The sequence below is a fragment of the Solitalea canadensis DSM 3403 genome (assembly GCF_000242635.2).
Lineage (GTDB): Bacteria > Bacteroidota > Bacteroidia > Sphingobacteriales > Sphingobacteriaceae > Solitalea > Solitalea canadensis.
Genome location: NC_017770.1, coordinates 839,514 through 864,698, shown reverse-complemented (window position 1 = coordinate 864,698; position 25,185 = coordinate 839,514). Strand labels below are relative to the sequence as shown.

The window sequence follows — 25,185 nt, the reverse complement described above, 5'->3', positions numbered from 1 at the left end:
AAAGAATAAAGCCACGAAAGGAACTAGATGAGCATATTTGATCCATTTGAAATAAACAGAAGATTTGATTCTATGATATCAGAAGAAACCGAGTTTTTCCCTTTGATGACTCCCGAAGACGAGGAGGAAATGAACCGTGAGGAATTGCCGGATGTGCTTCCTATTTTACCATTGCGAAACACTGTTTTATTTCCAGGTGTAGTGATTCCGATCACGGTTGGAAGGGATAAATCAATAAAACTTATAAAAGAAGCCTATAAATCTAGTAAGATCATTGGAGTTGTATCTCAAAAGAATGTTGCGATTGAAGACCCAACAGCTGAAGATCTTAATGCAATAGGAACTGTTGCCTATATCATCAAAACCCTCCAAATGCCTGATGGAAACACCACGGTAATTATTCAGGGTAAGCGTCGTTTTACAATTGGCGAAATGGTGCAGTCAGAGCCCTATTTTCAGGCTCACATCAATCTATTTGAAGAACCAAAACCTTCAAATGATAAAGAGTTTAAAGCATTGATAAGTTCATTAAAGGAACTTTCTCAACAAATTATACAAAACTCTCCTAATATTCCGTCCGAAGCTGCTTTTGCAATTAAAAACATCGAAAGCCCTTCATTCTTAGTCAATTTCATTTGTTCAAATATGAACGCTGAAGTTGGTGAGAAACAAGCGTTGCTGGAAGAAACCAATTTAAAGAAACGCGCGGAAATGGTACTTGAGCATCTGACCAAAGAGTTGCAAATGCTCGAGTTGAAAAACCAGATCCAAAGTAAAGTTCGGGTTGACCTTGATAAGCAACAACGTGAATATTTCTTGCATCAACAATTAAAAACAATTCAGGAAGAACTTGGAGGCAACACCCCTGACCTTGAGGTTCAGAATTTACGTGAGCGTGGTAGCAAGAAAAAATGGAGTGCAGAGGTTAAGGAGCACTTCAACAAAGAATTGGAGAAACTGGCTCGCATGAACCCTGCTGCAGCAGAGTACTCTGTAATTACTAATTATCTTGAATTATTAATCGATTTACCTTGGGATGAATACACCAAGGATAATTTCGATCTGAAACGTGCTAAAAAAATATTGGATAAAGATCATTTCGGACTTGAAAAGGTAAAAGATCGTATCCTTGAATATATCGCCGTGTTAAAATTAAAACACGACATGAAAGCCCCTATTCTTTGTTTAGTAGGCCCTCCGGGAGTTGGTAAAACCTCATTAGGTAAATCGATAGCCAAAGCAGTTGGACGTAAATACGTTCGTATGGCATTAGGAGGTGTTAGGGACGAAGCTGAAATTCGCGGTCATCGTAAAACTTACATTGGTGCAATGCCGGGCCGTGTTATTCAGTCATTGAAAAAAGCAAAATCTGCTAACCCGGTTTTTGTATTGGATGAGATTGATAAAGTGGGTAATGATTTCCGTGGCGACCCTTCTTCCGCATTATTGGAAGTGTTAGACCCTGAACAAAACAATGCATTTTCAGATCATTACGTAGAGTTAGATTTCGATCTGTCTAATGTAATGTTTATTGCTACAGCAAACTCACTGGGTTCTATCCACCCCGCCCTACGCGACCGGATGGAGATCATAGAGGTAAACGGTTATACAGTTGAAGAAAAGATCCAGATCGCTAAAAAGTATTTAATTCCTAAACAACTGGAAGCACACGGACTTAAATCCAAGCATGCCAATATAAAATCCTCAGTTATTGAAACGATAATTGAGAATTATACTCGTGAATCAGGAGTTCGTACACTAGAAAAGAAGATAGCTACTCTTGTTCGTGGAGTTGCTAAAAGTGTTGCATTAGAAGAAGAATACGACACAACGCTTACAGATAAAGATGTTGAACGTATTTTAGGTCCATCTATTTTTGATAAAGATGAATACGAAGATAATAGTGTTGCCGGAGTTGTTACCGGCTTAGCATGGACACAAGTTGGTGGCGACATCTTATTTATTGAAACCAGTATCAGTCCCGGTAAAGGTAAATTAACATTAACCGGAAGTCTGGGTGATGTAATGAAGGAATCTGCTGTTATTGCACTCGCTTATTTACGTTCGCACGGCAAAAAATTTGGCATCGACACCCGTTTATTTGACCAGTGGGATGTTCACGTACACGTACCTGCCGGAGCTGTTCCTAAAGACGGTCCTTCAGCTGGTATTACGATGTTAACTTCGCTGGCGTCTGCATTTACTCAGCGAAAAGTACGTTCGCAACTGGCCATGACCGGTGAAATTACCTTACGCGGAAAAGTTCTTCCTGTAGGTGGTATCAAAGAAAAAATTCTTGCAGCTAAACGAGCCGGAATTAAAGAAGTGATCATGTGTAAACAGAACCGTAAAGACGTAGAAGAAATCAATCAGGATTACATTAAGGACATGAAGTTCCACTACGTTACAGAAATGCGTGAGGTACTTGAATTTGCCCTATTAAAAGATAAGGTCGAGAATGCTCTTGATATGAGTGTTAAAGAAGATATCAAATCTGTAATTGCCAATTAAACAGGCATTACAATCTGAAACGAAAAAGACCTGCATTATGGCAGGTCTTATTTTATTGATGTTAGCGATTCTTCTTTCATATCCTTTTATTAATCCTAAAACCACTCCTGTCCGTTATCTAATCGAACTAAAAAGTCTGTAAAGGATGTACCAATTTCAATGTGATCTTGCTTATCCAGACCTATAAACGGAGAGATAACAACCCGACAATTACCATCCTCGGTAAGTTCAAGTGCGATAAATTCACTGCTTGCATTGCTTCCAATGCCTAATGTATTAGGCAGTTTTTCCACAATACCATAATTGTTGAATTCTATAATTTCATCCAAATCCCATAAGTGCATAAATTTCGACCCAATAAATTCTTCAAATCCTAAGTAATTCTGGAGATAAACTTTATAATCTAAAGGGATTTTAAATTTGACAAGATTCTCAATCTGTTCAATTGTTGTTGAAGAATGATTAATACGCCTTGGACAGTTATATTTTAAAAGAATTTCTTCTATTTTTCCATTATTAAACACATTAAATGATTTCTGACTGTTTACCTTGATTTATAAGTCATTGCCATTCTCATCGTCAGGTTATTAATAGTATGTGAACTACAGACCATTTTATTAATAAAAAGTCCAAGATTATCGTCAAAATACCCTGTAGGATAGAAAACACCTTCTCCGATATCTCCATTCAAAGTTGTTAAAGATAAAGTCTTATCAGCACATAAAATTTCAATGATTTGATAATGAACCTGATGCTTAACATTATACTCATGCCCCAAAAACTTTGTTGAACTAATTATCCGCTGCCAAAGTCTAAACTTTGTAATAGGCTTATCAAAAACATCCATCCAATTGAATGACCTTGGAATAGTTAATAATCCCCCATCTAGATATATGGAGGAATCATTTATTAGAACTTTTGATATAAATCTTTCTTCATTTAGTCGCTGAGCTCTAAAAAACAATGATTGTCCATCTGAGAGCTTAATTTGCCATTCTGGAGAATGAAGGACAAACAAATCAGGATTACTATCTGTCCAATTACCATGAATTGTCGAGTAATGAAATTTGGTTGGAGTATATTTTATTTCAGTTATGGTACGTCCCATTAATGAGCCTAGCTTTTCAATAAGTTCTTTGTCTGTCATGTTAACCTACTACCATTATAGCATTTATTGTTTAAAACTCTATTCTTATCTCAAACCAACTGATGAATAAACGCGGCTGATTTATCTAAAATTTTCTGCTGCTCTTCTTTATGCGGAGTATGTCCTACATTTGGTAACAAATACTTTTGTGTTGCCTCTTACCTGGCTAACCGTTTTTTCCACCTGTTCCAGTGTACCATATTCATCTGCTTCTCCTTGTATAAACAACAACGGACAAGTGATGCCCGACAAAAAATGTTCAATGTTCCAATTTCTATATTCACTACTTGTCCAAGTTTCTGTCCAGGCCCTAAATATTGTTTCTACTTTTGAGCCATGATACTTTACTAAACGCTCATGTAGATCAGTGGTTTTATAAGTATCGATAGCTTCCTTAATTCCATTTAATGTCACCTCTTCAACAAAGATATGCGCAGCCTCACATATCACACCCTTAATTCGTTTCGAATATTTACTTGCTGCAATTAAGGCATGGAACCTCCATCACTGTGGCCAAACAAGATGGCATTATCAATTTCAAACTTAACCAGTAAATCGTTTAAAACATCCGCTTCCAACTCCATGTAGTTGGTTGACCTTTCATGTGTAAGCATGGGATCCGACTTACCATAGCCCAGTCGGTCGTAAATCAATACATTACATTCCGTCGATCCAGCAAGTTTCTTCAGAAAATCACGCCAGAGCTGTACACATCCCAATGAATCGAGCAGAAATATAAGTGTAGGACGGTTTATAAAGGTACAGTGATAATCAACATAAAGATTTTTCTCATAATGGTTTCTGGATATTCTGTTTTATTTATCACAGACAACTCTGTAAAAGTTGATGTTTTAAACCTTGAAAATACTTTTTTAAAATGAACAACATGAAAAGCAATTGTTGACATTGTTAATCGAGCAGACAACTTAATAATATAATAGAAAGGCTGATGAATGAGTCATCAGCCTTTCTATTAATTTTAATCTTATTAAACCAACTGCTTCGCCTCAGTAAGATTAACCGATTTTCCAAGGCCACCAAACTCATGAAGTTCACCAAAAACCTCAATACGCTTTGATTGATTAATGCCACCAATATGTAATGGTTCAAATCCGCTATCTCGAATTAACCCTTCTATTTGACTATTAATGGATACGTTGTCCGAAGCATAAAAAAGAACCCTAGATTCAGCCTTATGAGCCTTATTAATCAATGATTCTACTCCCAATGTTCCAAAAGCCTTTATAAGCTTCGAACCTTTTGGCAACAACTCCGAGAGAACTTCTCCCGAAGATTCATTTTCGGCCAGTATTTTTTTGAAGCCACCATTACCATCAGGAGCAATAGGATTTGATACATCGATAATAATTTTTCCCTCTAAATCAGCAGCATACTGTTTTAAGAAACCTTTGATGTCGTTAAACATAAGGGTTGGGATAACAATATCACTTTCTTTAATTGCATCCGTTATTTCCAATGGTATTAATGAATCTTCATTTTTTGAAAATTCCATTGTTTTAGAAAATTCTCTGGAAGCAACAATTACAGAACGGTTTCCTTTTGTCAGGTTTTTGGCTAAGGCCTGACCTATTTTACCCAAACCGATAATTGCTACACTAAGTTTCTTTGATTCCATTTTATTAAGCTTTTATGTAATTAATGATTGAATTAACAACACAAAATTGCGATGGAATCAGGGTTCTAACCTATAAACTATTTTAAGAAATACCCTTAAACTATATTAAGGGGCCAATATCATTTACCAATTCTTTCGCTACGTATTTTACTGAGAAATTCAGGAGTAACCCCTAAGTACGAGGCTATTTGAGTATTGGGTAATCGATTAATAAGATGAGGATATTGCTCAATAAATACTTCATATCTGTCCTGAGCTGTTGAGCTTATGTTTTGAAGGACACGATCTTGCAATTCGATATATTTATCTTCAATAATTACCCGAAAGTTTCTATCAAACTTTGCATAATTTGAAAACATAAACCAGAGATCACCTTTCGAAATCTGTAGAATTAAAGAAGGTTCTATTGCTTCAATAAACAATCGGCTAGGTTGCTCATTATGCAGACTACCGATATCAACAATCCAGTTATCTTCTGCAGCAAATTCAAGATTATGTTCATTCCCCTTAGGGTCGACAGCATACATTTTAAAACAACCTTCAACTACATAAGTCAGATGCTTACATATGTCTCCCTCTTGCAATATGTATTGCTTACGTTTAATTTTTCTCTCGGTCAAACGCTTGACAAATTCTTCTTTCTCCATACTTTCGAGCGGAAGATACTTGTCAAAATGGGCTATAATTTTGTTTATTGACATAAGATGTTGGTACTAACTATGATTATAGTTTGATGTATGTTTCTACGACTGAATTACACATCCGCAACTCTAAACGGAATCACTTCGTAGCTTTCCCAAACTTTATCCTTAACGTAAGGATCCTGACTCAACCATTCATGAACCGCCTCTACAGATGGAAGATCAACAATCATCATTGAACCGAACATTTTATTATCCTCTGTTAACTTGGCTCCTCCCATAATAAAAGTTCCTTTTGGTTTTTCTTTACGAACACGTTCCAGATGTGCTCCCCGAAAAGATAATCTTCTATCTAAAGCACCATCATCAGTGTAATCATTAGCAAGAATTAGAAATTGTGGCATCGTCCAAATGATAAATTACTGCAATTTATCAATGTTATTGGCAATTGCATAATAACCTTTTTTAACGTCCATATTTCGAACATTCTTCTTATTGGTCACTATTTTACTGACAGGCATTTCACCTGCATAATAACCTTTTGCAATCATTTCTGTTTGGGATTCAAAAGCTATTTTTTTTATAGCGGGAAGCTTTTTGTAATTATCTCCAATAGCATATAACCTTTTGAAGGGATGGTAGAAATTTCGGTTATTGAATTGTCCGGATTAGTTTGTGATTTGGCAATTAACGTTGCAAATAGTGCACAAATTAAAAATGCAGTAATTTTCATGATTCAACTTTTTTAATACGGTAATAGTAGCCCATAACAACTTATTCGACTTATGAGCAACATAAATTCAACAGAGCGCATTAAATAGAATAACTTTGATGTTCAAAGATACCCTATAAACAACCAACCAATTCAAAACCAACATTCTTGTTACTACCTTCATAAAATATTTTACATAAAAAAGACCAAGCGAGTTATCGTTTGGTCTTTCTAAGATTTATAGTATAAATTTCTATTTTGCAGTAGAGCCTAATCCCCATTGTCCTAAAACTTCATGCACATCATGCACCACCACAAAAGCATTGGGATCGCAGGCATTTACCAGGCGTTTTAACTCTAGTAATTGCTGCTTACTTATGATTGAATAAACTACTTCTTTGTCTTTCCGAGTGTAAGCTCCTCTCGCATTATACAAAGTAGCTCCACGTACCAACTGACTATTAATACGTGCAGCAATTTCAATTGAGTTTTCAGAGATAATGGTAACTGCTTTTTTGGTATTAAAGCCTTCGATGATATAATCTACTAACCTGGCACCCAGATAAACTGCGATTAATGTATACAATGTTTTTTCGGTACCGATCTTAAAGTACGATACACCAATAACCAAAATATCAACAGCAAGCATGGCTTTACCCAAGCTAACACCAAAATACTTGTTAATAATCCTGGCAATAATTGCCGAACCTCCGGTAGTTCCTCCTGATAAAAAAACCAGCCCTAATCCAACACCAACAAGCACTCCTGCAAATATGGCAATGAGTAAGGTATCGTCGGAAAACTTACGTCCGAAACTTTCAGTTATAAATAAAAAGAAGGAAGTGCTGATGATGCCAAAGATAGTGTAGATGATGGTGCGTTTGTCTAACAGCCGATAACCAGCAACCATTAAAACAAGGTTTATAAGGAAATTAGTTATCCCGGGAGACCATCCAAAATAATAATACAGTAAAATAGTAATACCAATAACTCCACCCTCAGAAAGTTCGCCAGGTAAAGCAAAAAGATTAATACCTAAAGCAAAAATACATCCGCCGATGATGATTAGCAGTAGGTTTCGGGTATGTTCACGCATAAATAAGAATTAGCAAAAATGAAGGTGCAAAAGTAGTACGCCTTAGGATATTTTAAAACCTAAAACATCCAAAATATATAAGATATTTACTGAATTTGGAGCAAAACAAGTAAATATTTACACCGAATGAAAATTAAAAACCAGTACAACTACTTAGATCATAAGAAAAACACATTATATACTTTTGAGCTCATTAAAATACCCCTAAAATGGAACAATTGAATTGTATTGATAATCTGCAAATTGAAACTTATCCTGCCAATAAGGTTACTCTTCCTTTGGACCCTCGTTTGGTAAAGCAGTTTAAACGACAGGGCAGTTTTAATGTAAACCTTCCAATTTTCTTAATGCGGGGACTAGTGCATTTGGCTACACGTAGCTTTTCATTTAGGTTTTATGAAAAAGGGCTTAAAACCTCTTACAAAAAAATACAACTACCTGACCGTTCTATTGGTCTCACTATTGTAAGCCCTGCAACTGGTAAGGAGTTACCAATAATACTTTATCTGCATGGAGGAGGAGGCGTTTTAGCAGATTCATCCAGCTATATTCATGTGCTAAAAAACATCGCCACTTTTGCTAATGCAGTTGTTGTGGGTGTCGACTATAACAGAGCTCCTGAGTTTAAATTTCCCGTTCCACTATATGATTGTTTTGAAGCGCTTAAATGGACCTTTGAACATGCGGAGGATTTTGGTGCAAGCCGACAAAACATCATCATTGCCGGTGATAGTGCCGGAGGTAACCTTGCTGCAGGCTTATCCTTATATGCAAGGGATAACAAGGGACCAAAAATCTTAAAACAGCTTTTAATCAACCCCAGAACGGATCATTCATCGAATACTAAAAGCTTCTTGTCTTTCAGAGAGGGATATGGATTAACTGAGGAGGCCATGCGGTTCTTCGAACAACAATATTTCCTACATCCATCGGACGCTCAGCGCTGCTTTGCCTCTCCCCTACAACATGATTATCTTGAAGATCTACCCGAAACGCTGATTATAACTTCTGAATACGATCCTTTGCGAGATGAAGGAGAAAACTATGGAATTAAACTTAGAAAAACAGGAATAAGAGTCGAAATCATCAGGTATTTGGGAATGGCTCATACCATGGTCGCTTTCGGAGCTACCAGAGAAAGTGCCCAACATTTTTATAATTGGATTGGCAGGAAAATCAACGAATGATCTAACCGAATCAAAAATTCAATCCGATTAAAATTGGTAAGCTTATATTTTGAACGATAATGTGCTAACTGATGAGATGTGGTAACTCGCAACCCGAAACTAATAATCCGTAATAAATAAAAAAGGAAAGACAAAAAAGAACAAAGCGCGCATGTATCAACGAAAGCAAATACCTGTAAAGACCTGATAACTCACCTACATGATCACGCTCTTGTTCTCTATTTTTTGAACATTTGGATGGTAGCAACTAAACAAACCATAAAGCTAAACAAATTAAACCTAACGCTATCCAAATGAATCAGTCCTGCAGGTAAAATCTCAATCAAACAACACGCTAACCTGAAGGGTCTCCGTTACATCACCTTTAATCCTTGCTAACCAACCTTTATCACGATCAATCTCACAGTGTAACTTCAACACCACAAATATCCGATATACTTTCCACTTAAAAATTGATTTAAATCATTTTTAATTATGAATTAACTTTTTATCAACTAACTATAAAACAATCCCCAATCATCGGGAACATCGTTCGTTCTATCGAATCCGTTAACCCAGTCAATAAAAAGTAATCGGAAATTGTCTATTTCATCACGTAGCAATTGAAGGTATTTTTCATCAACCAGCTCCTCCATTTTACATAAAGTAGTTTGCGTTAAGAGCTCTCTGGCATGAATTTTAATTATAACAGCACTCTCCATTCGCAGTGTGTAAAGATCGCCACCTTCTGCTCCAGCTATCTTAGCTCCAAGCAAAAAAGCGTTTTCCTGCATTGCATCACGAACGCCTAATAAATCTCTTTCCGCCTTTATAGAATCACAAATAGCCTGAGTAATATGTGCTATTTCCTTAGCTTTTACGAATACTGGCAGATTATGTATTCTTTCTTGCTCTCTTTTATAAGCTTCCGAATCAAAATCATCCTCATTAAATCCGAAATCTTCGTCGTCATCGTCAAACATATGGGGTATTAGTTTTTAGTGGTTGGATACAATTATAGAATTTCAATAACTAAAAATGAATTGTTTAAGTGAATTTATTTAAGCTATTTTGAGTGCCTTACTTGTAGCATGATTAGAGGCACTTATAAAGTTATTTTACTTAATTCAATCTTAATCGATCAAATGATTATTGACCTGCGAAGCGATACCATTACCAAACCCACTCCTCAAATGCTCGAAGCAATGATGAATGCTTCTGTGGGTGACGATGTTTATGGAGAAGATCCAACTGTTAAAGCGCTTGAACAAAAAGCCGCAGCACTTTTCAATAAAGAAGCTGCGATGTTTTGTGCATCGGGAACGATGACCAACCAAATAGCTATCAAATGTTTTACCAATCCGTTAGAAGAAGTTATTTGTGATGAGGGAGCTCATGTATATTATTATGAAGGAGGAGGAATTGCCTTTAATTCTGCAGCTTCAACTCGTACCATAAAAGGGAATCGTGGTATTTTTACCCCACAGCATGTATTGGATAATATCAACAAAAACGATATTCATCACCCTAAAACTAGTCTGGTTGTTATTGAAAATACAGCAAACCGTGGAGGAGGACATTGCTGGGAGCTTGCCGAAATGCAGGCTATTGCAAGAACGTGCAAAGAAAACAATCTGTTCTTGCACCTCGATGGAGCTCGCATTTTTAATGCAATTATAGCCAAAGGATATTCAACTGCCGATGTAGGTAATTGTTTTGATGGCATTTCAATCTGTCTTTCGAAAGGATTGGGAACACCGGTGGGGTCGGTTTTGTTGGGCACTCACTCATTTATAGAAAAAGCTAAACGTATCCGTAAAGTAATGGGAGGAGGCTGGCGTCAGGCCGGATTTCTAGCAGCTGCCGGTATCTATGCATTAGATCATCATGTTAACCGACTGACAGAAGATCACCAACGAGCTAAAGCAATTGAAGAATGTCTCCAACATTGTGGCTTTGTTAAAAGCATTTTACCTGTTGAAACTAATATTGTTGTTTTTGAGTTAATTGATACTGTTACTGAAAGCGTGTTTATTGCTAAAATGAAGGAAAACGGAGTTTTATGCAGTTCACCAGGTAAACAACAAATACGTTTTGTAACACATCTAGATTTTACGGATGAACAAATGGATGTGTTGTTGAAAAAATTGAAAGTAATTGCATGCTAAATTTTTATAGTTTTGAAATCTAATATAAACGATCTTGCTCTTTAAGAACAAGGTCGTTTTACTTTGTATATGTATTGACGCTACCTTTTCTTAATGTTTAAACCAATAACCATTGCCCTTATTTTATCTTTTCTGGGCCTTCAACTATTTGCACAAACTAAAAGCAGTGTGAGTGGTGTTGTAATAGATGAAGAAAATGGGATGATTATTTCTAATGTTTCCATTACAATAGGCGCTATTAAATTAACCTCTGGTAACAAAGGCGAATTTAAAACTACGCTGATTTCAAACCACAAACATCAATTTACCGCTAATCATTTGGCTTACCAACCCCTTCAATTTACGTTAACTGTTACAAATGACACAAGTATAGTCGTCCGTCTAAAAAAACTAGTTATTGAAACTAAAGAAGTGGAAGTGCATGCAAACACGACTGGTAATGCAGTGTCACAGGTTCAAACCGGTGTAATAGAAATGAGTAAAAAAGAACTCAAAAAGTTGCCAACTTTTTTGGGAGAGGCAGATCCCATGCGGACATTAAAATTAATGCCTGGTATCGGAAACGGTGGTGAAGCAAATTCAGGCTTATATGTTCGTGGTGGGTCATCCGGACAAAACCTTATTTTATACAATGATGCCCAGATTTATAACCCATCGCACTTACTCGGTTTCTTTTCCGTTTTTAACAGCGATGGCTTTGACAATATCAGCTTGATGAAATCAGGTGTTTCTGCACAGTATGGCGGAAGCTTATCGTCGGTTTTAAAAGTAAATACGTTTAAGTCTGTCCCCGAAAAAACTACCATAAGCGGTACTGTTGGATTAATTTATGGTAAAGTAGCTGCAGCTATACCGTTTTCGTCCTCAACTTATTTAAATGTAGCAGTTCGTCAAACATTTTTAAATCTTACTGTTTGGCCCGTATACAACCAACTAGGATCAGGACAAAAATTACTTAAAAATCCTAAGTACGATTTTCACGACCTTAATCTGAATTTTGTTTCGAAACTTTCCGGTAAAGATTTATTGTCATTTACTGCGTATTCGGGACGAGACGATTTTGGTTTGGGTTTAACCAACATCAACATGCAAAATTCGATGTATTGGGGAAATGATGCAGCAGCTCTTTCATGGTCGCATCAGTTTAATGATAAAACTAATCTTAATCAGCTCATCGGTTACAGTAATTATCAATTAGATTTCAGTGCCTCACAGGATGCTTATAGTGGGAAATTTACTTCGGGAATTACTGATCTTTACTATAAAAACCTACTTAGATATACACTTAACCGGCACCAGTTGAGTGCAGGTATTCAATACACTTATCACAACTTGCTTCCTAACAAACCTGAGATCATTTCTGGCGACACCAAATTTGAAACCGGACCTGTAAATCGTTATTACACACACGAAGCAGCCGTTTTTATAGAGGATGATTTCGAACTATCTGATAAATTATCAATAAACGGAGGATTAAGGTTTACCAATTATAGGCACTTAGGCCCCTATTCCTTGGTTCAATCGGTTGGCAATAATCAAACTGACACTACCCTTTTTGCTTCTAACAAATTAATTAAACAGTTCAATGTAGTAGAGCCACGATTTACACTGCGTTACCTATTGAATGATCAATCATCAGTTAAGCTTTCGTTTGAAAAAAGGAATCAGTTTATCCATTTACTAACCGTTTCGGCAGTTAACTTCCCATCCGACTTCTGGGTTTCTTCCTCTAAAAACATCCCTAACCAAACAGGTTATCAGTATTCAGGTGGATATTATAGAAACCTATTTCATAATAATTATGAAGGTGCTGTTGAACTCTATTATCGATCAATGGCAGGTCAGGTTGAGTTAAATCAGAGTCTGTTTAATCTGATTGACAATTCCAATTTCGACACTAATCTACTCTTCGGATCAGGTCGCTCGATGGGTGCTGAGTTCCAGATACGAAAGAAAAAAGGGAAGATTTCAGGTTGGTTGAGTTATACGCTTTCAAAAACAGACCGGCAGTTTGATGGAATAAATAATGGAGAGCGGTTTGCCGCAAAATACGACCGCCGTCATGATGCTTCTTTGGTCGCTATTTACAACATCAATAAAAAATGGGATTTATCTGCCTCCTTTACCTACAATACCGGAAATGCATTTACACTTCCTATTGCTCGTTATATTATCGACGGTAATATTGTAAATGAATATGGACCGTATAATTCATTCAGAATGCCAGACTATCATCGGTTAGATATTTCAGCAAAATACCAGCTAAAGAGCTCTAAGCGATTCCAAAGCAGTCTTGATTTTTCAATCTACAATGCCTACAACCAGGATAATCCAATGTATGTTTTCTTTATTGCCAAAGGAGATTTAGAAAAATACAAAGTACAGATCACCAAGCAACCGGTTTCTTTGCTGCGAATGCTGCCATCAGTAGCTTGGAACTTTAAATTTTAATACCATGAAACGTTCTGCAATTCTAGTATACTTTTTATTATTCAGCTGTTTTATCTGCGGATGTGCCAGTAATTTGTATGACGACACCCCCAATTATAGTCCGAAATTTGTTGTTGAAGGATGGATAGAAAACGATGATTACCCGGTGGTGCTATTAACACATAATGCTCCGTTCTTCTCTACCCTCGATTCAGCTACTTTAAAGGAACTCATGATCAGATGGGCAAAAGTTACGGTTAGCGACGGAGAAAAAACAGAAGTACTCACCGGAAAAATCAACAATAATTATTTCCCTCCCTTTATTTACCAAGGCAATGAATTAAAGGGTGAAATCGGGAAACGATACACATTAACCGTTGAGTATGCAGGAATTACGCTAAAGTCTGAAACAACCATTCCTGCTCCGGTTGAATTTGATGACGTGTGGTTTGAAGCTGTTCCTAACATTGATACGGTTGCACAACTCAATGTTAAATTTACGGATAACGCTGCAGAAAAGAACTATTATCGAATTTCAACGCTAATAAAAAGTACCAATAAGAAATTTATTCCAACCTTACGTTCAGCTATGGACGACCATTATTTTAATGGAAAAAGCACCAGAATACAAATAAACAGGGGACCCGACTCCTACCTTCAAAATAAAACACAGGTATTTTACCCAATTGGCGACACCGTTTTTGTAAAGCTTAGCACCCTCCCGGAAAAAGGTTATTTGTTTTGGAATAAATACCATGAACAACAACTAAACAAGGGAAACCCATTTGCAGGTTCGGTTGCTGATATCCCTACTAATATTGAGGGACCTGCATTGGGCATCTGGTGCGGTTATGGAAGTTCTGTTTATCAACTAATTGCAAAACCACTAAATAAGTAGTAGTAAATTAAGCTTCAATTTAAAATTCTACTCCGTAAGTTCGCGGTACCAAAACCTTATTATTTTTATCATGCTTAATCTTCTTTTACTCAGCAATTCTACTAATGCAGGAGAAAAATACCTGGAATATCCAAAAAGCTTTATTGCTGATTTTCTAAAAAAGCATAGCGTAAACGAGGTGCTTTTCATCCCGTTTGCTGCAGTAACGTTTTCATATGAGGAGTATCAACGTAAAGTGCAGGAACGATTTTCGGAGTTTAACGTTAAGGTAACATCGGTTCATACAAGCCCTGATCCGGTGCAAGCTGTAGAAGTCGCCTCAGCAATCGTAATTGGAGGAGGAAATACCTTTCATTTATTAAAAAACATGCAAGAGCTGGGCTTGATAGAGGCCATCAGACAAAAAGTTAAATCAGGTACCCCTTATATAGGTTGGAGTGCAGGAACAAATGTTACCTGTCCGACAATCTGCACTACTAATGACATGCCTATTGTTCAACCGCAGTCATTTAATGCCTTAAACCTGATCCCTTTTCAAATCAACCCTCATTATTTAGATAGTCACCCTGATAATCATGCAGGAGAAACCAGGGAGCAACGAATACTTGAATATGTAACCGCTAATCCTGATAAATATGTTGCAGGGTTAAGGGAAGGTTGTATGTTTTATATAGAGAATAATACCATTCGTTTAGAAGGTCAAAAATCAGTTCGCCTCTTCAAAAAGAATGAAGAAATTAAGGAGCTTGACAAGGCTGATGATTTCACTTTTTTATTGAAATAATCGATATCGGAGTGATACAATACAGATAGTTGAAGCAAATATGAGTAAATACTTTTAGTATATGCTCCTCTGGAGCAACTTACCTCGTCATATACTATAAAAAGGCCTGTTTGAGCATTCAAACAGGCCTTTTTATAGTTTTTATCAATGATTAGAATTTCTCTACAAATTCATTCACTTTATCAATAAAGTTATCGAAACCGGTTTCGAAGTAGGTTCCAACTTCCATTAAAGAGCCATCTTTGAATTGTAATTTAAATGCAGGTTTCCAAACTTTAGTTTCTTTAGCATACCAGTTTGTACCATCCCATTCATAAGAAATCTCAACACCTTGTTTAGCATAGCATTTAACTTTAGCAAAAACAGTATTATCATCCGTATTAATAGCTACTAATGCACTGTTCGCATTTACTGCCTCAGCATACTTTTTAGCAGCTGCCTCATTTTGTGTATTGTTCTCAACTTTAGAAAGTGCTTTTACATCCACTTTACCTGCAATTTTTAAGTTCATTACCTGGAACGAAGTATTAGCATTATTTACGATTTCATCGGCTGATTCATTACCACTAATTGAACCGGTATTTCCATCAACTTTAGAGGAACTTGCGATCAATACTTTATCATTTTTCTTAATACTGAAATCGCTTGCAGCTACTGCACCATTATTGCTTGCTGAAACAGAAACAACATAAGCACCAAGTGTTAATGTTGAGCTGGTTGCAGTTGGAGTTGCATCAGCTTTATAAGCTGCAGTTGATTTATAAGTCAATAATTCTTTGGTACCAACCGTTAATTTACCATTAACTTCCGATGGCAATTCAGTTTTATCGCTTCCATCCACAAAATAAATACCTGAAGATTTGTAAGTCATTACAAACTTCGCATTGTTACCAGTTGCATTTGGAGATGCTGGAAAATTTAACTCCAATCGGTCTGTTGCAGCAACTTTATCCCAGTCAGCTGTCTGAGCGTTCCAGTTATAAACACCGAAAAGTTCAGATAAAGCAGTAGTTTCAGCCGGATCAACGGGTACTCCACCTGTTTCTTCCATTACTTTATCATATTGCTTTTGTTTAGCAGCCAACACCGCGCTAACCAATTTAGTTAATGAGTTTTCACCAATTGTTGGACTATTTAAACTTGCTAAATGCTCGATAACATCAACCGCCTCAACACTTGGAAGTTCAGTAATTTGATCAATAAAGTTAATTCCAGATTTCTCAAGGCCTTTCTTTTGCTCTTCAACAGGTAGGTTTGAATAAGGAAGAGAGAAGTCGTCAGGAGTTTCATTACTGCCGTTATTGCTTTTTTTACATGCCGATAATGCTACAATTGCAGCGGCAGTTAATACAAATAATTGTTTTTTCATTTATGTAATTAGTAATTGATAGACGAAATTGGTTTGTTGCTTAAACTGTAATTAATAATGCATTACTTGTTTAAGGCTATAGATGTTTTAATTGCCTAATTGGTTGCAAAGATAAATGAAGTTAAAGAAAAAGCAATTAAACAACTATTTAGGCAAATTTGTTTAACGGTAGAATATTTATTTAAACACTATTTAAATCGGTTCAGCAATGATAAATAAGAAAGGCGTAATGTCTTATCAAAGAATTACGCCTTTCTTGCACTAATATTTTTACAATTATGACTGTTTAGTCACTTCCATTTTCTCAGCAAAGTGAGCACAATAATCACGAAGATCTTCTACAATAGCAGTTTCACCTGTAGCACGCTGAAAAGTATCTCCCATGGTCATTAATGTTTCATAGAAGAAACGTTTCATTTCATCAACAGGCATTTCTTTAGTCCACAAATCAATTTTTAATGTATTTTGATAATTGTGATCCCAGATAGCCAACATAAACGCTTTTGCCGGAACCGCTTCTTTCTTTTCATTATCAGTTGATTCCCACGTTATCGTTTCCGGAATATTTTGATCATCTAATTCGATGGCTAACTTAATTTCTGCTTTTTTCATTATTTATTTTTTGGATTACACCGATTATTTTATTGTTTGATTACACTGATTATGTGCAATTATTATCGCTTACCCTTCCCTTTTTTCTTTGGCCCAAAACGAGCTTCTTTACTTTTAGGATCGGTATAGGAACGTTTTTGTTCCTTTTTTGTTTTTTCTGCTTTCTTCGCAAACGGGTTTTTCTTTTCGTGAAAGGCACCCTTAAAGGTTGGATCTGCCTTACGTTTTTGTTCGTCTATTTCTCGCGCCATCGTTTGACGTTCGTCGTAAGGAGTTTCCGCCACCTTAATACCTGAAGGGATGTCGGCAACAGGAATCTGCTGACGGATCAGTTTTTGAATTTTTTCGATGTGCATCTTCTCCGCATCCGTACAAAAAGTGATCGCATCTCCTGTTTTGTTAGCACGCCCGGTCCGCCCTATTCGATGAACATAATCTTCATAAATTAGCGGAACATCAAAATTGATAACATGACTCACATCCGATACATCCAAACCACGTGCAGCCACATCAGTTGCAACTAAAATCCGGATATCATCATTCTTGAACTGATTAATGGCATTGATGCGAGAATTTTGCCCTTTATTAGCATGTATTACTCTTACCTGTTCTTCTCCATATTGTCGTACAAGATATTTTGAAATACTGTCTGCTGTTGTTTTTGTTTTACAAAATACGATCAGCTTACTTACCTCTTCCTGATTCTGCAATAAATGCATCATCAGGTTAACCTTGGTTTTAATATTTGGAACGTAGTACAGCACTTGGGTCACCGTTTCTGCCGGAGTTGCCTGTTGCGTTACTTCTACTTTGGTAGGAAACTTTAAGAAATCACCCGCTAAATTTTCCACTCGTTGCGACATGGTTGCCGAAAACAACAAATTCTGACGTTTACGTGGAATTACCTCCAATATTTTATGAATTTGAGGAATAAACCCCATATCCATCATTTTATCGGCCTCATCAATTACGAAATAATTCAGGTGTTTTACCACAAGATCACCTTTCAGATAAATCTCCATAAAACGACCCGGAGTAGCAATTAGCACATCCACACCATTCTTTATCGTTTCAATTTGCGTTTTTGGACCAAGTCCACCGAAAATTGCAGTGATACGTAAATCAGTATATTTTGCTAAAATTTGAGTTGCTTCAAGCACTTGCAAAGCAAGCTCACGCGTTGGAACTAAAATCAATGCACGAGGATCGTTTCCCTGTGCATACTTTAGCTTCATCACCATTGGCAATACATAGGCAGCTGTTTTACCAGTTCCCGTTTGCGCAATCCCCATCAAGTCATTTCCTGACAAAATGGGTGTGATCGCTTTTTGTTGTATTAATGTTGGAGTAGTATAACCCGATTCTTCAATTGCATTCAAAATCTGGCGGTTAAACTGAAAATCCTCGAAAGTTTTGGACATGCCGCAAAATTAGCATTTATTTTTTGTTAGCTGTTAGATTTCAGATTTGGAACACGAGATACTACACAACACAGAAGTAATTGGGTCTCAAATCCACATCTCATTTCTCACTTCTCTTATCTCAAATCTTTTTACCTTTGCGCCATGAGTTCTATCCTTATAAAGAATGCGACTGTTGTAAATGAAGGCAAACAATTTACGGCTGATGTTTTAGTTAAAAACGGTTTTATTGAAAAGATCGATTCATCAATAAATGAAACGGCCACTATTGAAATAAATGCAGCAGGGAAATATTTACTTCCTGGTTGTATTGATGATCAGGTACATTTCCGTGAGCCCGGGTTAACTCATAAAGCAAATATTGCGTCTGAATCAGCAGCGGCTGTAGCGGGCGGTATTACCTCTTATATGGAAATGCCAAATACAGTTCCTAATACACTTACGCAGGAATTATTAGCAGAAAAATATCAGATCGCATCACATTCGTCATTGGCCAATTACTCCTTTTTTATGGGAGCAGGAAATGATAACATGGAGGAGGTACTTAAAACGAATAACAAAAATGTTTGTGGTATAAAAGTCTTCATGGGTTCATCAACAGGAAATATGCTTGTTGACAACGAAAAGACATTGGAAGGTATTTTCTCTCAAGTTCCGATGTTAATTGCTACCCATTGTGAGGATGAAGCAACTATCCGTAATAATCTCGAACGATTTAAACAAGAATTTACAGAAGAGCGTATTACCATTGAAATGCATCCACTGATTAGAAGTGCAGAGGCCTGTTATATTTCATCCAGTAAGGCAATTGATCTTGCACAGAAATTCAACACCCGATTACATATTTTACATATTTCAACAGGTATTGAAACCCAATTATTTGACAATAAAACTCCGTTAAAGGATAAAAAAATAACTGCCGAAGCCTGTGTTCACCATCTTTGGTTCAGTGATCAGGATTATAAAACAAAAGGTAATTACATTAAATGGAACCCCGCTGTAAAAACGGCAGCTGATCGTGCGCAAATTTTTGAGGCTGTTTTAAATGATCATATTGATGTGATTGCCACAGATCATGCGCCTCACACAATAGAGGAAAAAGAACAATCTTATTTAAAAGCACCGTCTGGCGGACCATTGGTTCAACATGCATTAACGGCTATGCTTGAATTCCATAACCAAGGAAAAATATCGTTAGAAAAAATAGCTGAAAAAATGGCACATAATGTGGCTATTTGTTTCAATATAGAAAAACGCGGTTTTATCAGAGAAGGTTATTGGGCTGATTTAGTGTTAGTAGATTTGAACAACCCATGGTCGGTTACCAAAGACAATATTTTGTACAAATGCGGTTGGTCTCCTTTTGAAGGTCAGGAATTTAGTGCAAAAGTAACTCATACCATCGTTAGCGGAAACTTGGCTTATGAAAACGGCAGACTGAATCATACCAACAAAGGTCAACGATTATTATTCGATAGAAATTAGTTAATTCGCCTTCCTGTTAGTAATTAGCAGGAAGGCTCTTATATCCCTTATTAAATGCAATTCAACAAACATTCACTATCCTTTATCGCCCTATTAATTCTTTCTTTTGCATTTTACTCGTGTAAAAAAGAAACGCAGGATGAAATCAGGAATTCATTGATCAAGGATGTTTCCATCCAGTCGAATGACTTATTTAAATGGGGTGATACAATTAATATTAAGTTCCTGACCAAAACAGATTCTCCCAAGAAAATCGACTCGATTGTTGCTGTTTTTGATGAATCAGCTGAATCCGCTATAAAAGGTGATAAATCCATTAACACGCAGGTATTAACCAATAAGTTAAAACTGGGACTTCATCGTTTTGCCTATACTATTTATTATAATGGAAATGAGCAATTTTCTGACGCGGTTGACTTTGCAATTACGTCTAATATTTCCCCTGCTACTCACACGTTAAAAATAACTAAGGAATATGCTCATAATCCGGCGAACTTTACCCAAGGATTTGAATTTATTGATGGAAGCATTTACGAAGGCACCGGTATGTACGGCGAATCTTCTTTACAGAAATATGATTTAAACACAGGAAAAGTTGCTCAAAAAATAAACCTTGATCAGCGATTCTTTGGCGAAGGAATTACTGTGCTGAATAATAAGATTTACCAACTTACGTGGGAATCTAAACTTGGTTTTGTTTATGACAAAGAAAGTTTCAAGCAATTAAATACGTTTACCTACCCTTATGGGATTAATGAAGGTTGGGGCTTAACCAATAATGGTAAAGAGCTGATCATGAGTGATGGCTCAAGTAATATCTATTTTTTAAGTGCTGAGCAACCTGATAAAATAAAGAAAGTAATTAGTGTGTGGAGTGATAAACGCCCGATTGATAGTTTAAATGCCTTGCAATTTATCAACGGGAAGCTTTATGCAAACGTTTGGATGAACGACCACATTGTAGAAATCGATCCGGATAATGGACGTGTTTTGGCTTACCTATCTGCAAATGATATTGTACAGCATGTTGGAAAAAAAGGTGATACGGATAATGTTTTAAATGGTATTGCTTATAATAACAAAACTCAACGTATGATCGTTACCGGCAAAAGATGGCCGAAATCGTTTGAAGTTGAGGTAAAATAATGCGTGAAGCCGTGGTAAAGAAATTTCAATTACTTTACAGTCTTAATCCAATTGAAAACAATAGTCCTTTTGACGTTGCAAAGCTATTTAAATTGACATAGCCTCCTGCTTTAAAATATACAGGTGATTGTTTATGAGGCAGAAACAGAAATGATAAAGAGCTTGATCCATTTATATGGGCATTGTCAAATGCATTTTCGTTGTTAATGAACTCTTCATTTTTGTCAAACAAAGAAGCTATATCATTTGCAAAAGCAACACCGTCTGTGTACAGCAATGATAAACCTATATTGATATCTGCTGAGAGAAATGTATTCAATGGGATTAATTTACCGGCCTGAGCGCCTAACAACCACTGATCAAATTGTTCGGATACTTTATTTGAAAACTTTGATGGAGTAGTTTTCATCTTCCCACCTTGAAACAAAACTCCCCCATACCATCCCGTACTGCCTATAAAATTTACAGCCACAGGAATTGTATAACCCCTAAAACCTCCCCATTTACCTCCTAAATTTGCCCTGGAACCAGCTCCCAATTCTAAAACTACGCCATCATTATATTGTGCAAACAAACAACCGGGTATCAGGAAAAATAAAACGATAAAAAACGATCTGGTAATCATAAGAGTGTGCTTTATAAAGAAGACGGTCGAAAAGAAATATCAGTTGCTTTGTAAAATTTTTATACGACTATCGGCTACTTTAGCATCTCCAATCACCCTTACAGCCTCATTAGAAAGGTTTTCTACTTGCAAACAAACGCTAGACCACAAACCCTATTTTATTGGTAGACAATGTATTATAATCTCTATTTAAGTAATTATTTCCTAAAATTGCACTTAGTTATTTAACCTATAACCCCAATCGATTAATTAATATGATTCTTGAAGAAAGCCAGGCTGTTTTTCCAACCAGTCTGGAGAAAAAGTTCAGAGAACTTTGGAGAATGATCGGCAACACCCCGATGCTTGAAATTTCCTATACGTTTAAGGGCGAAGAACGTAAGTTGTATGTAAAGTGTGAGCATTATAATCTTACAGGAAGTATTAAAGACCGTATGGCTCTTTACATCTTAGAACAGGCTTATCGTGAAGGTAAAATCAAGAAAGGCGACAGAATTGTGGAGGCGACCAGTGGAAATACAGGTATTGCATTTTCAGCAGTAGGTAAAGCCTTAGGTCATGATGTTACCATTATTATGCCTAACTGGCTCAGCAAAGAGCGTATGGATATAATAAGTAGTTTGGGTGCAGATATTAAGCTTATTAGCAAAGAAGAAGGCGGTTTCCTGGGAAGTATCGCTTTATCTGAGCAAATGGCAGCTGCTGATCCGAACATCTTTTTACCTTGTCAGTTTTCGAATGAGTACAACTCGATCGCTCACGAAAAAACTACCGGAGTTGAGATCTGGAACCAGCTAAGAAGTATCGGAGTTAAACCTGATGCTTTTGTAGCAGGAGTTGGAACCGGAGGCACTGTAATGGGTGTTGGAAACTATCTTAAAAAGATGAATTCCGATATCAAAATCCACGCATTGGAACCTGCTGAATCACCTACCCTAACAACAGGATATAAAGTAGGTGCGCACCGTATTCAGGGCATTTCGGATGAGTTTATTCCGGCTATTGTTAAATTAAATGAACTGGATGAAGTGGTTCAGGCTCCGGATGGCGATTCAATTTTAATGGCGCAAAAACTAGCTCGTCAATTAGGCCTGGCAGTTGGAATTTCTTCTGGCGCTAATATTATTGGAGCCATGAAGTTGCAAAACAAGATGGGCTCAAATGCTAATGTGGTAACCATTTTTGCCGATAGTAACAAAAAATATTTAAGCACTGATCTGATGAAAGAAGAACCAGTAAAAGAAGGTTATTTTGCTCCTGATGTTGAGTTTATCGATTATCAGCCAATTGATCGTTGCAACTGTATTTAAGCATTTCCTAGTTTTTACAATAATTTTTAGCTGCCGTCATTTACCATTCGTAAATGGCGGCTTTTTTTGTAAACTCATTTTTATGTCAAAAAAGATTTAAAACAATCATCACTAAAACTATTCCTTATCTTTGCCGTTATTTAAAATCAGTTTAAGAAAAGATTAATGGCGAAAGTCTCTATAAACCTGGCAACAGGTTCTTTGCAAAAAGAAGATATTATTGTGGGTATTGATTTGGGAACTACAAACTCGTTAGTAGCTTTTATCAATCCAGAAAAAAATCCGCAGGTAATCAATGATATGGGCAAGGGGGTATTGGTACCATCTATTATTCACCTTGGTCAGGCTGGCGGTGTTGTCGTTGGAAATGATGCAAAAGAACATTTAATTGAAGACCCTGAACATACTATTTTCTCTGTAAAGCGTTTGCTTGGACGATCATATAAAGATATTGAGCACTATCAGAATTTCTTCTCTTATAAAATTGTTGATGACGATAGCGATACACTTGTAAAAGTTAAAATTGGAGACAAATTTTACTCCCCCATCGAGCTATATGCTATGATTCTTAAGGAGCTTAAAGCGCGTGCTGAACATGCTTTAAAAACACCGGTGAATCGTGCTGTAATTACTGTTCCGGCCTATTTTAATGACTCGCAACGTCAGGCAACACGAGATGCAGGTAAATTAGCAGGGCTAGATGTTCTTCGTATTGTAAACGAACCAACTGCCGCAAGTTTAGCTTATGGCATTGGATTAAGTCCGGATGAAGAAAAAACCATTGCCGTTTATGATTTAGGAGGCGGAACATTTGATATCTCTATCCTGAAAATCCAAAATGGTATTTTCGAGGTATTATCTACCAATGGCGATACCTTTTTAGGAGGAGACGATTTTGACCGTGCAATTATTGAGTATTGGGTAAAAAGAAGTGGATTAACAGAGGACGAGCTTAAACAATATAAAGAAATTCGACAATCGCTTCGATTAAAAGCAGAAGAAGCAAAAAAACACTTGAGTTTTAATGACTCCTTTGCAGGTGAAGTTCAAGGAATCGATTGTTCAATAGATAAGTCAACATTTGAATCGCTGATTCAACCTAAAGTAGATCTTACCATTAACAGTTGTAAAAATGCCCTGGCTGATTCAAAATTAACCGCTGTTGATATTGATGCGGTTGTAATGGTTGGTGGTTCAACCCGCACACCATTAGTAAGAAATTCAGTTTCGTCATTTTTCGGCAAGGAAGTGAATGATACCCTTAATCCTGATGAAGTTGTGGCTTTAGGCGCTGCCATTCAGGCCGACATCCTAGCCGGAAACCGTAAAGACATCCTATTACTTGATGTTACTCCTCTTTCATTAGGTGTAGAAACAATGGGTGGTTTAATGGATGTGATCATTCCTCGTAACTCAAAAGTTCCGACAAAAGCTGGCCGCCAGTATACAACTGCAATTGATGGTCAGGTAAACATGAAAATTTCGGTATTCCAGGGTGAACGCGACCTGATAAAGGACAATCGTAAACTCGCCGAATTCGACTTAAAAGGCATCCCTGCTATGCCGGCCGGTTTTCCTAAAGTCGACATCAATTTCTTGTTAAATGCTGATGGTATATTAACCGTTCAGGCGATTGAATTGCGTTCCGGTGTTAAACAGGAAGTTGAGATAAAACCAACTTATGGTTTAACAGATCAGGAAGTTGAAAAAATGCTATTGGATTCAGTTTCACACGCAAAAGATGATGTGGCTCAACGTATGATTATTGAGGCACGCACTGAAGGCGAACAAATGATCTATACAGTTGAACGCTTCTTAAACAGTAACGGTCACTTACTGAATGATGAAGAAAGAAGTAAAACAATTGAAATGGTTGAAGCCTTGAAAAAACTACTTCCAAAGGGCTCTAAAGATGAAATTCTAACTCAAATTGATGCCGTCAACGAATATACTCGCCCGTTTGCCGAACGTGTAATGGACGTTGCAATTGCCACAGCCATGAAAGGCAAATCAATCGGGTAAAACCAT

Annotated in this window: 24 protein-coding genes; 10 read left to right on the top strand and 14 right to left on the bottom strand. The window is 36.8% G+C overall.

All coding sequences use genetic code 11. The features are described 5' to 3' along the window. The first annotated feature begins 27 nt into the window (after positions 1-27). Positions 28-2,511, top strand: coding sequence for an endopeptidase La (gene lon, locus SOLCA_RS03510; protein WP_042479217.1), 2,484 nt, complete (start codon positions 28-30; stop codon positions 2,509-2,511). 95 nt (positions 2,512-2,606) lie between these two features. Here lon and SOLCA_RS03505 read toward each other — a convergent pair whose 3' ends face one another. The 9 genes from SOLCA_RS03505 to SOLCA_RS03475 form a co-directional block, all read right to left on the bottom strand. After that, the gene (locus tag SOLCA_RS03505; RefSeq protein WP_014679069.1) at positions 2,607-3,035 is read right to left on the bottom strand and encodes an SMI1/KNR4 family protein; all 429 of its coding nucleotides are present in this window, start codon (positions 3,033-3,035) and stop codon (positions 2,607-2,609) included. A gap of 20 nt (positions 3,036-3,055) precedes the next feature. After that, positions 3,056-3,658 carry a hypothetical protein gene (locus SOLCA_RS03500; protein WP_014679068.1) on the bottom strand — a complete coding sequence of 201 codons (603 nt, stop codon included), beginning with the start codon at positions 3,656-3,658 and terminating at the stop codon, positions 3,056-3,058. Positions 3,659-3,766: 108 nt separating this feature from the next. Beyond that, positions 3,767-4,108, bottom strand: a complete 342-nt coding sequence (locus SOLCA_RS23395) for a hypothetical protein (protein WP_217166168.1) — start codon at positions 4,106-4,108, stop codon at positions 3,767-3,769. 35 nt (positions 4,109-4,143) lie between these two features. Next, complete coding sequence (locus tag SOLCA_RS23390; RefSeq protein WP_217166165.1) at positions 4,144-4,377, bottom strand: alpha/beta fold hydrolase; 234 nt, start codon at positions 4,375-4,377, stop codon at positions 4,144-4,146. Between the two features lie 269 nt (positions 4,378-4,646). Then, a complete protein-coding gene (locus SOLCA_RS03490) occupies positions 4,647-5,294 on the bottom strand; it encodes an NADPH-dependent F420 reductase (protein ID WP_014679067.1) in 648 nt (215 codons plus the stop codon). A gap of 119 nt (positions 5,295-5,413) precedes the next feature. Then, a complete protein-coding gene (locus SOLCA_RS03485) occupies positions 5,414-5,995 on the bottom strand; it encodes a Crp/Fnr family transcriptional regulator (protein ID WP_014679066.1) in 582 nt (193 codons plus the stop codon). A gap of 53 nt (positions 5,996-6,048) precedes the next feature. Beyond that, the gene (locus SOLCA_RS03480) at positions 6,049-6,339 is read right to left on the bottom strand and encodes a YciI family protein (protein WP_014679065.1); all 291 of its coding nucleotides are present in this window, start codon (positions 6,337-6,339) and stop codon (positions 6,049-6,051) included. A gap of 15 nt (positions 6,340-6,354) precedes the next feature. After that, positions 6,355-6,486 (bottom strand): hypothetical protein, encoded by a 132-nt coding sequence (locus tag SOLCA_RS23715; protein WP_014679064.1) that lies wholly within the window; start codon positions 6,484-6,486, stop codon positions 6,355-6,357. A 414-nt stretch (positions 6,487-6,900) separates the two neighbouring features. Next, positions 6,901-7,743 carry a YitT family protein gene (locus SOLCA_RS03475; protein ID WP_014679062.1) on the bottom strand — a complete coding sequence of 281 codons (843 nt, stop codon included), beginning with the start codon at positions 7,741-7,743 and terminating at the stop codon, positions 6,901-6,903. Between the two features lie 209 nt (positions 7,744-7,952). Between SOLCA_RS03475 and SOLCA_RS03470 the strand changes: the two genes are divergently transcribed. Next, on the top strand, positions 7,953-8,930 hold the full coding sequence (locus tag SOLCA_RS03470; RefSeq protein ID WP_014679061.1) for an alpha/beta hydrolase: 978 nt from the start codon (positions 7,953-7,955) through the stop codon (positions 8,928-8,930). A 494-nt stretch (positions 8,931-9,424) separates the two neighbouring features. Here the strand turns inward: SOLCA_RS03470 and SOLCA_RS03465 are convergent, their stop codons facing one another. Continuing rightward, positions 9,425-9,892 (bottom strand): hypothetical protein, encoded by a 468-nt coding sequence (locus SOLCA_RS03465; RefSeq protein WP_014679060.1) that lies wholly within the window; start codon positions 9,890-9,892, stop codon positions 9,425-9,427. Between the two features lie 108 nt (positions 9,893-10,000). Here SOLCA_RS03465 and SOLCA_RS03460 point away from each other — a divergent pair, with 108 nt between their 5' ends. From SOLCA_RS03460 to pepE, 4 genes are all read left to right on the top strand, one after another. Beyond that, entirely contained in the window at positions 10,001-11,077 is a 1,077-nt protein-coding gene (locus tag SOLCA_RS03460) for a threonine aldolase family protein (RefSeq protein ID WP_014679059.1), read from the top strand. Between the two features lie 93 nt (positions 11,078-11,170). Continuing rightward, positions 11,171-13,528 (top strand): TonB-dependent receptor, encoded by a 2,358-nt coding sequence (locus SOLCA_RS03455; protein ID WP_014679058.1) that lies wholly within the window; start codon positions 11,171-11,173, stop codon positions 13,526-13,528. Between the two features lie 4 nt (positions 13,529-13,532). Next, complete coding sequence (locus tag SOLCA_RS03450) at positions 13,533-14,405, top strand: DUF4249 domain-containing protein (protein WP_014679057.1); 873 nt, start codon at positions 13,533-13,535, stop codon at positions 14,403-14,405. A 70-nt stretch (positions 14,406-14,475) separates the two neighbouring features. After that, a complete protein-coding gene (pepE, locus tag SOLCA_RS03445; RefSeq protein WP_014679056.1) occupies positions 14,476-15,189 on the top strand; it encodes a dipeptidase PepE in 714 nt (237 codons plus the stop codon). 151 nt (positions 15,190-15,340) lie between these two features. On the opposite strand, the gene SOLCA_RS03440 is transcribed toward pepE, so the two are convergent. From SOLCA_RS03440 to SOLCA_RS03430, 3 genes are all read right to left on the bottom strand, one after another. Next, positions 15,341-16,558: a hypothetical protein gene (locus SOLCA_RS03440; protein WP_014679055.1), complete on the bottom strand. Its 1,218-nt coding sequence runs from the start codon at positions 16,556-16,558 to the stop codon at positions 15,341-15,343. Positions 16,559-16,834: 276 nt separating this feature from the next. Continuing rightward, positions 16,835-17,170, bottom strand: a complete 336-nt coding sequence (gene gldC, locus SOLCA_RS03435) for a gliding motility protein GldC (protein WP_014679054.1) — start codon at positions 17,168-17,170, stop codon at positions 16,835-16,837. 62 nt (positions 17,171-17,232) lie between these two features. Further along, positions 17,233-18,591: a DEAD/DEAH box helicase gene (locus tag SOLCA_RS03430; RefSeq protein WP_014679053.1), complete on the bottom strand. Its 1,359-nt coding sequence runs from the start codon at positions 18,589-18,591 to the stop codon at positions 17,233-17,235. A 144-nt stretch (positions 18,592-18,735) separates the two neighbouring features. Between SOLCA_RS03430 and SOLCA_RS03425 the strand changes: the two genes are divergently transcribed. Both SOLCA_RS03425 and SOLCA_RS03420 read left to right on the top strand, forming a co-directional pair. Beyond that, positions 18,736-20,076: a dihydroorotase gene (locus tag SOLCA_RS03425; protein WP_014679052.1), complete on the top strand. Its 1,341-nt coding sequence runs from the start codon at positions 18,736-18,738 to the stop codon at positions 20,074-20,076. Positions 20,077-20,130: 54 nt separating this feature from the next. Further along, complete coding sequence (locus SOLCA_RS03420; protein ID WP_014679051.1) at positions 20,131-21,222, top strand: glutaminyl-peptide cyclotransferase; 1,092 nt, start codon at positions 20,131-20,133, stop codon at positions 21,220-21,222. A 34-nt stretch (positions 21,223-21,256) separates the two neighbouring features. On the opposite strand, the gene SOLCA_RS03415 is transcribed toward SOLCA_RS03420, so the two are convergent. Further along, on the bottom strand, positions 21,257-21,847 hold the full coding sequence (locus SOLCA_RS03415; protein ID WP_014679050.1) for a hypothetical protein: 591 nt from the start codon (positions 21,845-21,847) through the stop codon (positions 21,257-21,259). 254 nt (positions 21,848-22,101) lie between these two features. Here SOLCA_RS03415 and SOLCA_RS03410 point away from each other — a divergent pair, with 254 nt between their 5' ends. Together SOLCA_RS03410 and hscA are read left to right on the top strand one after the other, a co-directional pair. Continuing rightward, positions 22,102-23,157 (top strand): PLP-dependent cysteine synthase family protein, encoded by a 1,056-nt coding sequence (locus SOLCA_RS03410; protein ID WP_014679049.1) that lies wholly within the window; start codon positions 22,102-22,104, stop codon positions 23,155-23,157. Between the two features lie 165 nt (positions 23,158-23,322). Further along, a complete protein-coding gene (gene hscA / locus SOLCA_RS03405) occupies positions 23,323-25,179 on the top strand; it encodes a Fe-S protein assembly chaperone HscA (RefSeq protein ID WP_014679048.1) in 1,857 nt (618 codons plus the stop codon). Positions 25,180-25,185 lie beyond the last annotated feature (6 nt).